Origin of the sequence: Aquibaculum sediminis (genome assembly GCF_040712085.1) — a bacterium.
GTDB lineage: Bacteria > Pseudomonadota > Alphaproteobacteria > Kiloniellales > DSM-21159 > Aquibaculum > Aquibaculum sediminis.
This window is the reverse complement of record NZ_JBFCVK010000004.1, coordinates 315,326-327,492: the sequence shown is the minus strand read 5'-3', so window position 1 is coordinate 327,492 and position 12,167 is coordinate 315,326. Positions and strand designations below refer to the sequence as shown.

Annotated in this window: 10 protein-coding genes; 8 read left to right on the top strand and 2 right to left on the bottom strand. The window is 65.7% G+C overall.

The window, feature by feature from the left end; all coding sequences use genetic code 11:
- Nucleotide 1 precedes the first annotated feature (1 nt).
- Genes ABZ720_RS08660 through ABZ720_RS08650 form a run of 3 tightly spaced genes read left to right on the top strand, consistent with a single transcriptional unit; the run spans nt 2 to nt 3,177 of the window.
- A complete protein-coding gene (locus tag ABZ720_RS08660; protein ID WP_366555115.1) occupies nt 2–1,075 on the top strand; it encodes a branched-chain amino acid ABC transporter permease in 1,074 nt (357 codons plus the stop codon).
- 60 nt (nt 1,076–1,135) lie between these two features.
- Nucleotides 1,136–2,383: an ABC transporter substrate-binding protein gene (locus ABZ720_RS08655; protein WP_366555114.1), complete on the top strand. Its 1,248-nt coding sequence runs from the start codon at nt 1,136–1,138 to the stop codon at nt 2,381–2,383.
- A 2-nt stretch (nt 2,384–2,385) separates the two neighbouring features.
- On the top strand, nt 2,386–3,177 hold the full coding sequence (locus ABZ720_RS08650) for an ABC transporter ATP-binding protein (protein ID WP_275823752.1): 792 nt from the start codon (nt 2,386–2,388) through the stop codon (nt 3,175–3,177).
- 77 nt (nt 3,178–3,254) lie between these two features.
- On the opposite strand, the gene ABZ720_RS08645 is transcribed toward ABZ720_RS08650, so the two are convergent.
- Nucleotides 3,255–5,291, bottom strand: coding sequence for a BTAD domain-containing putative transcriptional regulator (locus ABZ720_RS08645; protein WP_366555113.1), 2,037 nt, complete (start codon nt 5,289–5,291; stop codon nt 3,255–3,257).
- Nucleotides 5,292–5,430: 139 nt separating this feature from the next.
- On the opposite strand from ABZ720_RS08645, the gene ABZ720_RS08640 reads away from it, so the two are divergent.
- From ABZ720_RS08640 to ABZ720_RS08625, 4 genes are all read left to right on the top strand, one after another.
- Nucleotides 5,431–6,276, top strand: coding sequence for a class I SAM-dependent methyltransferase (locus tag ABZ720_RS08640; RefSeq protein ID WP_366555112.1), 846 nt, complete (start codon nt 5,431–5,433; stop codon nt 6,274–6,276).
- Nucleotides 6,277–6,357: 81 nt separating this feature from the next.
- On the top strand, nt 6,358–7,248 hold the full coding sequence (locus ABZ720_RS08635; protein ID WP_366555111.1) for an alpha/beta fold hydrolase: 891 nt from the start codon (nt 6,358–6,360) through the stop codon (nt 7,246–7,248).
- Nucleotides 7,249–7,538: 290 nt separating this feature from the next.
- The gene (dusA, locus tag ABZ720_RS08630) at nt 7,539–8,528 is read left to right on the top strand and encodes a tRNA dihydrouridine(20/20a) synthase DusA (protein WP_366555110.1); all 990 of its coding nucleotides are present in this window, start codon (nt 7,539–7,541) and stop codon (nt 8,526–8,528) included.
- A complete protein-coding gene (locus ABZ720_RS08625) occupies nt 8,525–9,475 on the top strand; it encodes a DMT family transporter (RefSeq protein ID WP_366555109.1) in 951 nt (316 codons plus the stop codon). Before dusA ends, ABZ720_RS08625 begins: the two co-directional genes overlap by 4 nt.
- On the opposite strand, the gene ABZ720_RS08620 is transcribed toward ABZ720_RS08625, so the two are convergent.
- The gene (locus tag ABZ720_RS08620; protein ID WP_366555108.1) at nt 9,420–10,802 is read right to left on the bottom strand and encodes an MBL fold metallo-hydrolase; all 1,383 of its coding nucleotides are present in this window, start codon (nt 10,800–10,802) and stop codon (nt 9,420–9,422) included. The genes ABZ720_RS08625 and ABZ720_RS08620 overlap by 56 nt on opposite strands.
- A 126-nt stretch (nt 10,803–10,928) precedes the next feature.
- On the opposite strand from ABZ720_RS08620, the gene ABZ720_RS08615 reads away from it, so the two are divergent.
- Entirely contained in the window at nt 10,929–12,161 is a 1,233-nt protein-coding gene (locus tag ABZ720_RS08615) for a threonine synthase (RefSeq protein WP_366555107.1), read from the top strand.
- The last annotated feature ends 6 nt before the right edge of the window (nt 12,162–12,167 follow it).

Sequence of the window (12,167 nt, the reverse complement as noted above, 5' to 3'; positions counted from 1 at the left end):
CTTGTTCTATCGGCTGGCCGGCGTCCATCACACACGTTACCAGAGCGCCCGGCGGCTCTGGCCGATCCCGGCCGACCGTTGGCAGGTGCTCTTTCTGCTGGCGCTGGCTGTCGCGGCGCCCTTCTTCCTCTCGAACCTCTATCTGGGCAGCTATATGTTGCCTTGGCTGATCTGGAGCGCCGCGGCGCTCTCGCTGACCCTCCTGATGGGCACCGCTGGCCAGCTCCACTTCGGCTTTGCCGCCGTCATGGCCATCGGCGCCTACAGCTCGATCCACCTGGTGCGCTTTGGCGTGCCCTTCGAAATTGCCCTTGTCGGCGCCGGACTGACGGCTGCCGTCATCGGCTCGCTGTTCGGCATGGCGGCCCTGCGGGTCAAGGGGCTCTATCTCGTCATGGCCACCCTGGCCATGCAGTATCTGGTGGACTGGGTCATCATCAATGTGCCGGCAATTTCCGGCGGCGCCCAGGCCACCTTGCGCACGCCCTCCGTCTCTTTCCTATTCGTGCCGGTCGACTCGCTGGTTTCCCGCTACTATCTGGCGCTGCTCTGGGTCGTGCTGGTGACGCTTTTCTTTCTCAATGTGAAGCGCACCTCCTTCGGCCGGGCGCTGGTCGCCATTCGGGACAAGGATTTCGCCGCAGCGGTGATCGGGGTCGATCCCTTCCGCACCAAGCTTGTGGCCTTCTTCACCTCGTCCTTCATGGGCGGGGTCTCAGGGGCGATCCTTGCCTTTGCCTACTACCGTGCCGTCACGCCGGAGCAGTTCTCCTTCAACGTCTCGATCCAACTGGTCGCCATGGTTCTCGTCGGCGGCCTGGGGAGCGCGGTGGGCGGTTTCCTGGGGGCCGGCTTCGTGCTGTTGATCCCCATTTTCCTGACCAATCTGGTGGCATGGCTTGCCGGCGCGGGCTGGATAGCGATCTCGGCCAATCTGATCGCCCACGTGCCCCTGATGATCTACGGGGCCCTGATCATCGGTTTTCTGCTGTTCGAGCCTCTGGGCCTCGCCAAGATCTATGACAATATCCGCAAATACTTCCTGGTCTGGCCCTTCCGCCATTCCAGGAGTTGAAGACCCCATGATCCGGAGCCCACGAAAGAAAATGGGGATGAGCAAGAGGAGGAAAAGCCGATGAACAGATACAAGAACGGACTCATGGCAGCGACTTTGGCTGCAGCGATGGCGACGGCCGGCAGTGCCGCCGCACAGGAGGACGCGATCAAGTTCGGCCTCCTGCAGGACTTCACGGCCGTCTACACCTTCGTTTCGGGTGAGTACAACCAGGGACAGCGCGATTACCTGACTCTGGTCAATGAGGAAGGCGGCCTCGACGGAACAATGATCGAGGCCATCGTACGCGATCACGGCAACGAGCCGCAGCGTGGCATCGAGGCCTACAACCGGGCGAAGGAGGAAGGGGCCGTCCTTTTCGATTTCTTCTCCACGCCGGTATCCCGGGCGCTGGTGGACAGCGTGCTGGAAGACGAGGTCGTGCTGATCACCGCCTTGCACGGTCGCGGCGATGCCAGCGACGGGGAAACCTTCCCCTATGTCTTCCCCATGATGGCCACCTACTGGTCGCAGGCCACGGTGCTGGCCCACCATATCGAAGAGAACGAGGGCGGACTCGAAGGCAAGAAGATCGCACTGGTCCACATCGACTCCCCCTTCGGCCGGGAGCCGCTTCCGGTCCTGGAGGCGCTGGCGGAGGAGGAGGACTTCGAACTGCGCAACTTCCCCTATCCGAGCCCCGGAAACGAACAGTCCGCCACATGGACCGAGGTGCGCCACTTCCGCCCGGACCATGTCTTTATCTGGGGGGCCGGCGGAGGCCAGCCGGTCTCGGTGCGTGAGGCCATCCGCAACGGCATCTCGCCGGAAAACATCTATTCCGTCGTCTGGCTGGCTGAAACCGACGCCGAGAACGTCGGCGCCGACACCATGAGCGGCGTCAAGCGTTTCGAGGCCACGGCCAGCGGCACCGACACCCCGATCCTGCAGCGCATTCAGGAAAAGGTGATCGACGCCGACCTCGGCGCGGGTGATGCCGACAACGTGGGCACCAGCTACTACAACGTGGGTGTCGCATCCATGGCGGTGGCCGTGGAAGCCGCGCGGCTGGCACTGGAAGCCGAGGGCGCGCCTCTGACCGGTCCGAAACTGAAGGCGGGATTCGAGATGATTTCCGACTTCGATGCGGAGGGGCTGATGCCGCCCATCACCATCACGTCGAGCGATCATCAGGGCGGTGGTGCCGGTCGTGTGTCCCAGTGGAACGGCGAACGCTGGGAGCCGATCTCCGATTGGACGGCAGCCTACCAGGACGTCGTGCAAGCCGAGATCGAAGAGGGCGCCGAGGCCTTCCGGCAAGGCAACTGATCATGCCCCGGCTCGCCCTGTCCAATGTGGAGGTCGTCTACGACAAGGTCTTCCTGGCGATCAAGGGCGTGTCGTTGGAGGTCGAGGAGGGCGACATTGTCGCCCTCCTGGGCGCCAACGGCGCAGGCAAGAGCACCACTCTGAAAGCGATCAGCGGTCTGCTGGGGCCGGAGCGGGGCGCGGTCACTCGAGGCGAGATCGCATTCGGTGACCTCGACCTGCTCTCGCTCGGCCCGCCCAAGCGTGTCGAGGCCGGGCTGGTCCATGTGCTCGAGGGGCGGCGCATCTTCGGCCACCTCACACCGGAGGAGAACCTTCTTGCCGCCTTTCCGAGCGGCAGAAGCTCGGCGCGCTTCACTGAACTGCGCGAGCGGGTCTACACTTACTTTCCCCGCCTCAAGGAGCGCGGACGCGCCAAGGCCGGTTACCTCTCCGGCGGCGAACAGCAGATGCTGGCGATCGGCCGTGCGCTGATGACCGAGCCGCGCTTGATCATGCTGGACGAACCCTCCCTGGGCCTGTCGCCGCTGCTGGTGCAGGAAATCTTTGCCATCATCCGCGAGATCAACGAACGGGAGGGCGTCAGCGTTCTGCTGGTGGAGCAGAATGCCAACGCTGCCCTGGAGATCGTGCGCCATGCCTATCTGGTCGAGAACGGCCAGATCGTGATGGACGGCTCTGCCGAGGTTCTGAAGCAGAATCCGGACGTGCAGGAATTCTACCTCGGTGGCGGTGGCAAGGTGGATTACCACGCGGTGAAGCACTACCGCCGTCGCAAGCGCTGGCTGGCCTGAGGACCTTTATAAGCCCCTTACGGTTCGGATTAGAGCCGTGAATCGGCCCTGCCGCTTTTATGTAGACCGGATCCGGTCTAACCGGCCTGCATGAGGCGCCGTGCGCCCTCCTGGAAAAGTACGACCCCTTGCTGGTCGAACTGCATGGCGGTGATCAGATCGCCGACGCGGTAGTGGGGCAGCAGCCTGTGAATGGTGTCCAGGTAGGCGCGGCCTTCGTCCACGCGCCCTGCCAGAGCCAACGAGAAGGCGGCGATCGCCAGGATATGGGCAAAGGCGTTGGGGCGTGCGGCCGCCTTTATGGCCCATTCGGCTGCTTCCTCGAAGCGGCCGAGACGCACAAGCGCCATGGCGGTGGCGCCGAGCATGCCGAAAAGCATCGGGTCGAAGGGGCTCAGGCTTTGCGCGTGATCGGAGGATTCTATTGCGGTCATTGAGCTTCCCGCCGTCGCGTTCACGAAAGCGACGTTGTAGTGGGCGACGGCGAAGTTCGGGCTCAGCTCGACGGATCGCTCGAACTCCATGAGAGACTGCTTCTGGCTCCCCCGCAGCCAGAGTGCGCGACCCATGGCCCAATGGGCCGCCGGGTCTCGATCGTCGGCCATGAGGCTTTGACCGGCCGCTTCGAAAGCTCGATCGATCTCAGGTCCGCGCTTTGCCCAGCCTTGGAAGGCGCTTTGCCAGTGCGTGAAGGAAAGGCCGGCGTAAGCTCTTGAGAAGGTGGGATCGAGGCGTACCGCAGTCTGGAAGAAATGTCGGGCGTGCTCATTGTCCGATTTGTTGAGCCGGTACATGTGCCAAAGCCCCCGGTGATGGGCTTCCCAGGCATCCAGTGAACTGGGCGGCAACAGAATGGCCCGGTTGCGCTCGACAGTCTCGATCTCGCTCGCGATGCAGGCAACGATCCGGTTGCCGATCTCGTCGAGCACCAGGAAGGTCTCGTCCCGCTTGTTGATGAAGACCTCAGCCCACACCACACGCGCACTGCGGGTTTCCGTGAGTTCGACCGATACCGACAGCCGGTTGCTGTCCTGCTTCAGCGACCCGCTGACCACATAGTGCACATTCAGCACGCGACCCGCCTCTTCCGGACCGATCCGCTTGTCCCGCAGGGCGAAAACGGTGCCCTGCGCGATGACAAAGAGGCTTCGCAGCTTGGCCAGTCTGGTGATGATGTCGTGGACAAGGCCGTCGGCAGGACTGACTTGAAATCCATCGTCAATGCCGAGATCGAAGAAGGGCATCACTGCGATGGAAGCGCGACGGGAGGGCAGCACCGCTGCGCCGTCCAGCGTGGAGCTCTCCGGCGCGGGCGGAAGTGTCACCAGGCGCGATGTAATTGCGGTGGTGGATTGCGGGCCTGCCTTCGCAGCTCGCCAGACAGTGCGCAGGGCTTTGCTGTCCAGGCCCTCGGCGTCAAACAACTGGCTGGTCGCCGCCAGATGCTCCTCGCCTTCTCTGATCCGGCCCTGTCTCGCGAGGGCACGGAGAAGCAGTTCGTGAGCGTGCTCGTCGTAGGGTGCGATCTTGAGCCACTCATCGAAGTAGGCGAAGGCCTCTCCGTCGGAGGTCTTTGCGATGAGGCTTTCCAGAAGCGACGCGTGAATGGCGCGAAAGCGTCGCCGCTGTCCCACCAGCCAGCCGTTGAAGGCGGGACTGCGGTCGATCTCCAGGCCTTCGCCGAAATCGCCGGCGAACAAACCGATCAGCTTGCGCAGCCGCTCTGGCGGGAGGGCTGCAGGGTTTTCGTGCGCTGCACGGATGACCTCCACTGCATCGACAGCGCAATCCGACAGGTCGACCCGGATCGTGTCGTTACAGGCTTCTATCCTCCGCCGGCCGGGTTCTTCGATCACGCCCCTGATCTTGCTGAGGCACCAGCGAAGCTCGCTTCGCGGATCGTTCGGAACATCCCATAGCAGCTCACACAGGTGGCTGCGTGTGACGGCGCGCTCGGCAAGGGCAAGATAGGCAAAGAGTGCGCGCACCTTGCGCGATCCCGGCAGCCGTAAAGCAAGTTCGTCGCGGCTGATGGCCAGCGAACCGAGAAGGCGGACCCGTAAGGAGTGGGCGCCATTCGGAAGCGCCGTTTCCGATTCCATGATCGTTCCCATGCCGCTTCCCACGGTCGCACCACGCGCGTTCGCTAGCTTTGTACTTGAGGCTGCGGCGCAACAGGGCGTCGGGGCCGGCTGCCGCCGGATGGGCACGGCCGACAGTATACAGCATCAACCGCTCCAAAGGAATGAAGTGATGTCAATCGCATCTACAGTTGAAACGCTGAGCCCTCGCACTCCGGTCGACCTCACCGTAGTGAAGAGTCGTCAGCAGGGTGCCTGGTCCTCCGGCGACTATGCCATCGTCGGCACCACCCTCCAGATCGTGGGTGAGGAGCTCTGCGAGGCGCTTGATCTCCGCGCGGGCCACAAGGTTCTCGATGTGGCAGCCGGCAACGGCAATGTGTCACTGGCCGCCGCGCGGCGTTGGTGCCAGGTGGTGTCCACCGACTATGTGCCGGCCTTGCTGGTGCGTGGTCGGGAGCGGGCTGAAGCTGAACGGCTCGATATCGAATTCCGCGAAGCCGATGCCGAAGAACTGCCCTTCCCGGACGGCGTTTTCGATGCCGTCGTTTCGACCTTCGGCGTCATGTTCACGCCGGACCAGGAGCGTGCGGCAGCCGAGATGCTTCGGGTCTGCAAGCCGGGAGGCAAGATCGGCCTGGCCAACTGGACGCCCGAGGGCTTCATCGGCCACCTCTTCAAGACCATCGGCAGGCACATGCCTCCGCCGGCCGGGGTCAAGTCGCCGGCGCTGTGGGGCACGCGGCACCGACTTGAGGAGTTGTTCGCTGGTGGCGCCGTCTCGATCCAGTCCGTGGAACGTGACTTCGTGTTCCGCTATCGCTCGCCCGACCATTGGCTGGAGGTTTTCAGGACCTTCTATGGCCCGCTCCACAAGACCTTTGGTGCGCTCGAACCTCAGGCGCAGTCGGCACTCCAGCAGGACCTGCTCGACCTGATCGGACGTTTCAACCGAGCGGAGGACGGGACGATGGTTGTGCCGAGCCAGTACCTGGAAGTCGTGATCGCTCGGCAGTGACGCGCGGTCGCTATCCGCACCATCGCACTCAGGACATGCACGCCTCTCCTCGTGGGAGGCGTGCATTGAGGAGCCATCGCTATGATCGACGACCCCAAGGGCCGCATTGACTATGAGGCGAAGGGAGGCGGCCCCACGGTGGTGCTGCTGCCCGGCTCGTGCAGCACCGGCGGCGTATGGCGCCCCGTTATCGCTGCATGGAAGAATCGTTTCCGCTGCGTGACCACCAGCCTGCTTGGCTATGGCGGAACGGCTGAGCGCCGAAGCGCCAACGACACCGCCATGAGCCATGAAAGCGAGATGGTGGAGGCGGTCATTGCGCGCGCTGGCGGCCGCGTCCACTTGGTCGGTCACTCCTTCGGCGGCCTGGTCGCGCTTGCCGTCGCGTTGCGCGGCCAGGCTCCCCTGGCCAGCATCACAGTCCTGGAAGCGCCAGCCGGGGATCTTCTGCGAAACGCAGGCGAAGCGCGCCACTATGCGGCCTTCTGTGCAATGAAGGCAGCCTACTTCACGGCGCACAGGGCAGGTGAAGCGGAAGCGATCAAGGTGATGATCGATTTCTACGGCGGCCAGGGCACTTTCGCGGCCTGGCCACGGAGGGTCCGCGACTATGTGGTTGCAACCACCCCGGTCAACATCCTCGATTGGGCAAGTGCCGACGGTGAAGCGCTGTCGATGGGGGCGCTCGGGACTCTCGACCTCCCTCTGCTTGTCATCTGGGGCGGAGGAAGCCATCCGGCCATGCAGCGCGCCAACGCGCTGATTCGCGAGAGTGTCGACGGAGCGACCGGTGTCGTCATTGCGAAGGCGTCGCATTTCATGCTCGGAACCCACCCGGACGAGGTGGCGCGATTGATAGGGCGTCATGTGGAAGTCGCCGCAACTCATGTTCCGCGCAGTCGAATTGATACGCCTTCGCCGACGCTTGTCCCGCCGGCCCGACAACGGAACACGATCCGTGAACTATTTTGATCCTTATGGCTCGGCAGCGCCCCTGATCCTGGCTGCGCGCCGGGATCGAGCGCTCGCGTTCCATGCGCTCGCGCGCCGCTGCTTGCGCAAGCCAAGGTGGGTGCTTCGGCGCTTCCTCCGGAATTCGGGAGCGGGACACCGTGACTCCGGCAGCGATGAAGGCTGCAGTAGCTGATGCGATTCATGGATGTCAGTCATGCCATGGTACTGATGTTCTTGCCGGATGAGCAAAGCTGATCCAGTTTACCAGTCAATCGGCAAGGGCAGGCGTTGATAGAACTTTGAACACCATGGAAAAACTGGATCCCCGCCTCTCCATCGCCCCCATGATGGACTGGACCGACCGCTATTGCCGGGGATTTCATCGGCTGCTGACGCGTCGGGCGCTGCTCTATACGGAGATGGTGCCGACGGGCGCGATCCTGCGCGGGCAGCGGGAGCGTTTTCTGGCTTTCGACCCCGCCGAGAGGCCTTTGGCGATACAACTGGGTGGGTCCGATCCGGGTGCGCTGGCGGAATGCGCCGCCATCGCCGAGGACTGGGGTTATAACGAGGTCAATCTCAACGTCGGCTGCCCCAGCGACCGGGTGCAGAATGCGCGCTTCGGGGCCTGCCTCATGGCCGAGCCTGAGCTGGTGGCGCGCTGCGTCGCGGCCATGCAGGCGGCGACGCGGCTGCCGGTGACGGTGAAGCATCGCATCGGCATCGATGAACAGGACAGCTACGAAGCCCTTCACCGCTTCGTCGATCTGGTGGCCGCGGCGGGCTGCGAACGCTTCATCGTGCACGCCCGCAAGGCCTGGCTGCAGGGCCTCAGCCCCAAGGAGAACCGGGAGATTCCGCCGCTGCGCTATGAGGTGGTGGCGCGGCTGAAGCAGGATTTTCCCCAGCTCCAGTTCATTCTCAACGGCGGCCTGCAGGACCTGGACAGTGCCTCTGCGCATCTGCAGGGCCTGGACGGGGTTATGCTGGGCCGGGCCGCCTATCAGGATCCCTGGATCCTGGCCTGGGTGGACTCCCGCTTTTTCGGCGCGCCCGACCCCTGTCCCGACCGGGAAGAGGTGGTCGCCGCCCTGCGGCCCTGGCTGCAGGCGCTGCATGGCCAGGGCGTGCCGGTCAAGGCGGTCACGCGGCACATTCTCGGCCTCTTCAACGGCGTGGCCGGAGCGCGGGCCTGGCGGCGGTGCCTCAGCGAGGGGGCGGCGGCAGGCGCCGGCCCGGAGGTGTTGGACCAGGCCTATGAGGCCATTCAGGCAGCGGCGCTGCGGCGGGCCGCATGAGCGAGGCGGACGGGGGCGCGGAGCAGCCGGGGGGACGGGACGCAGGCGGCGAAGAGCGGCCCGAGGAGCGGCCGGCGGTGGCCATCCTGCTGATGGTCGTCGCCATGTCCGTCGTGCCCTTCATGGACGCTTTTGCCAAGCTGCTGAGCCGGGACCTGCCGGTGGAGCAGGTGGCCTGGGCGCGCTTTGTTTTTGGCCTGCTCTTCATCCTGCCCATCGCGCTCTATCGCTACGGGCCGCGCGTCACCTTTCGTCCCAAGCAGCCGGCGCTGCAGTTCTTGCGCGGCCTGCTCACCGCCGCCTCGTCGCTGTTCTTTTTCAGCGCCATTTCCATGGCGCCCATCGCTGATGCGCTGGCCCTGATCTTCATCGCGCCGCTGGTGGTGACCGCGCTCTCGCCCTTCGTGCTGCAGGAGCGCGTCGGGATTCACCGCTGGGCGGCGGTCTGGGTCGGCTTTGCCGGCGCGCTGATCATCATCCGGCCGGGCTTGGGATCGATCGACCTGGCGATGCTGCTGGCCGCCGGTGCGGGCGTGTCGCACGGGTTCTTCCTGCTGGTGACGCGGCGTCTCTCACGCTCAGGGCCGCCCCTGGCCACGCTCACGGTGACCACGCTGGTGGGCGCCCTGGTGCTGGTCTTCCTGCAGCCCTTCGTCTGGACCATGCCGGAGCCGCATCACTGGCTCTACTTTGCCGCCATGGGATTCTGTGCCGCGCTGGGCCACTTCCTGCTGATCAAGGCCTTCGAGCAGGGCACGGCAACGCTCTTGGCGCCCTTCGGCTATTCCGAGATCGTGGCGGCGACGGCGCTGGGGTTTTTCATCTTCGGCGACTTCCCGGACCGTATCACCTGGCTGGGCATTGTCGTCATCGTCGCCAGCGGGCTCTACATCACCTTCCGCGAGCGGGTGCGAGGCCGCCTGCCTGCGGCGCGGCTGCGGAAGTAGTCGGCGCCGCATCGGGCCGCAGCAGCGGTCGCCGGGCCTGCAGGGCGAGCTTTGCCGCCCAGCGCAGCCAGCGCAGCGTGCGCCCGGGCGAGCCGAGATAGCCGTAGTCGCGCAGGATCAGCAGCATGAAGAAGACATCGACGCGGCGCGGCCGGGTGCGGCCGTGCAGCTCGATGCGGGTGAACATGGGAATGGAGAGGTCGCCCAGGTGCCCGAATGCGGCCGCCTCCTTCAGCGGCAGCAGCGGCAGGCTCAGAGTGAAATGCCCCGCTTCGGCGTGCTTTTCCCGCTGCTCCAACCGCCCGCGCAGGCTGTTCCAGAAGAGCCGCACCCCATCGGCCTCGATCGAGAAGCCCTTGGGCAGCCAGACTCGCAGCAGGCTGCGCAGTTGGCGCAGGCTCTGCTCCAGCCTGGCATGATCCTTGGGCGTGAAGCGGGCCTGCCGGTTGGCCTCTTCCTGCTCGGCCACCAGGGTCCGGGTGCGGGCAGTCACGTGGGGGTCGAAGGTCGCCGGATCCTGGCGCGTGACCGCCGTTTCGGCCAGCTCCAAGCAACTGTAGGGCTGGTGCAGCCGGGCCGGCGCCTCCCAGAAGCGCCGCAGATCGGCATAGCGCACCTTGAAATCATTGGCCCAGTCGGTGTCGGCGCGGCGGAAGATCACCTGGCTGGCAAAGGGGACGAAATCGTCGGCGCCGATCAGGCGGCAGGCCTTGGCGGCGGCGCGCACATAGCCGCACTTGCCGCCGCGCTCGACCCGCTTGCCGTCCTGCCAGTAGGAGTTCATCGGGCTGGCCGGGGAGTAGCTGCGCAGCAGCACGCAGCGCTTGCCGAGAGCCGCGCGCAGGGCTCCCAGGCGCCGCAGGCTGCGGTCATCGGGCTTGGCATCGTTCAGATTGACGATAAGCGCTTCGGGCGTGTCCAGCAGCAGGATGGAATCGTTGTTCCACAGCGCGATCGACAGGACCTGCAGGTCGGGGGCGAGGCGCAGCCAGCCTTCTTCCGGCAGGCGCCGGGTGCGATAGCCCAACTCCTGCAGGTGCCCCTCCATGCCCATCGAGAGGAAGGGCGGCAGCAGGACCTGCGGGTCGGCTCCCTGATCGCGCAGCAGGCGCAGGCTGGGCGGGTGATAGTGGTCCGGGTGCTCGTGGCTGATGTAGAGCCAGGGGCAGGCGGCCAGCCGCGCGATCTCGGCCGGGCCGGGGTAGTTCTCGATCCACCAGCTGCGCCAGTAGGTGGAGCCAGTCAGCCAGGGGTCGGTGGCCAGCAGCGGCGCGCCGGCCGCATCCTGCAGCAGCAGGGTTGCATGTCCTATGGTCTCAAGCCGCACCCACAGACTCCTTCACCAGCGACGCCGGGCGCATCCTACTGCCGCTGCCGGGGGATAAGAAGCCCCACTTGCCGCCGACGCAAGCAGCCCTTACCAAGAGCGGAGAAGAATGCACGAGGAAACGCCATGACCAGCCCCACCGCGCCCGAAACGCCGACCTTCGTCAGCCACCTGGAGTGCTCCTGGACCGGCAAGCGCTACGAGGCCGGGCGCCCGCACAACCTCTCCGAAGCGGGCAAGCCCCTGCTGGTGCGCTATGACCTGGAGCGCTTGAAGGGGGCGGTGCGCAAGGAGGACCTGGCGGCGCGGCCCTTCGAGGGCTTCTGGCGCTACCGCGAGTTCCTGCCGGTAGAGAAGGCCGAAAACCGCATCAGCCTGGGCGAAGTGGTGACGCCGCTGATCGACCTGCCGACGCTCGGCGGCGAGGCCGGCACGCTCCTGGTCAAGGACGAGGGGCACCTGCCCACCGGCAGCTTCAAGGCCCGCGGCCTGGCGCTGGCGGTCTCCATGGCGAAGGAGTTCGGTCTCGAGCACCTGGCGATGCCCACGAACGGCAATGCCGGCGCGGCACTGGCCGCCTATGCCCGACGCGCCGGCCAGCGCGCCACGGTCTTCTGTCCGGAGGACACGCCGGAGATCAATGTGCGCGAGATCGCGGCCCAGGGCGCCCGGGTCTGGCGGGTCAACGGCCTGATCAACGATTGCGGCAAGATCGTCGGCGAGGGCAAGGCCGAAGCCGGCTGGTTCGATGTCTCCACCCTGAAGGAGCCCTATCGCATCGAGGGCAAGAAGACCATGGGACTGGAACTGGCCGAGCAGCTCGGCTGGAAGGTCCCGGACGTGATCTTCTATCCCACCGGGGGCGGCACCGGCCTGATCGGCATGTGGAAGGCCTTCGACGAGCTGGAAGCCATGGGCTGGATCGGCAGCAAGCGCCCGCGCATGGTGGCGGTGCAGGCCAGCGGCTGCGCGCCCATCGTGCGCGCCTGGGAGGCCGGCGAGGAGACGGCGCCGCTGTGGGAGAATGCCCACACGGTTGCCGCCGGCATCCGCGTGCCCGTGGCCGTGGGCGACTTCCTGATCCTCCGCGCCGTGCGCGAGAGCGGCGGTTTCGCCATCGCCCTCGACGACTCCGACATCATGGCGGCGCGCGCCGAGGTCGCCGAGGCCGAGGGCCTGCTGCTCTGCCCCGAGGGGGCTGCGACCTATGCTGCCTGGAAGCAGGCCCGGGCCGACGGGCGGGTGCAGCCGGGCGAACGCGCCGTGCTCTTCAACTGCGCCACCGGGCTCAAATACCCGCTGCCGGAGGTGACCCGCAGCCTCGACCGCCACGCGCCCATCGACTACGCGACGCTGTAGGGCGAG

Bases quoted from the DNA above. Each gene is read 5' to 3' on its own strand.
- ABZ720_RS08655 (WP_366555114.1), top strand. From the start codon at position 1,136: ATGAACAGATACAAGAACGGACTCATGGCAGCGACTTTGGCTGCAGCG.
- ABZ720_RS08650 (WP_275823752.1), top strand. From the start codon at position 2,386: ATGCCCCGGCTCGCCCTGTCCAATGTGGAGGTCGTCTACGACAAGGTC.
- ABZ720_RS08645 (WP_366555113.1), bottom strand. From the start codon at position 5,291: ATGGGAACGATCATGGAATCGGAAACGGCGCTTCCGAATGGCGCCCAC.
- ABZ720_RS08640 (WP_366555112.1), top strand. From the start codon at position 5,431: ATGTCAATCGCATCTACAGTTGAAACGCTGAGCCCTCGCACTCCGGTC.
- ABZ720_RS08635 (WP_366555111.1), top strand. From the start codon at position 6,358: ATGATCGACGACCCCAAGGGCCGCATTGACTATGAGGCGAAGGGAGGC.
- dusA (WP_366555110.1), top strand. From the start codon at position 7,539: ATGGAAAAACTGGATCCCCGCCTCTCCATCGCCCCCATGATGGACTGG.
- ABZ720_RS08625 (WP_366555109.1), top strand. From the start codon at position 8,525: ATGAGCGAGGCGGACGGGGGCGCGGAGCAGCCGGGGGGACGGGACGCA.
- ABZ720_RS08615 (WP_366555107.1), top strand. From the start codon at position 10,929: ATGACCAGCCCCACCGCGCCCGAAACGCCGACCTTCGTCAGCCACCTG.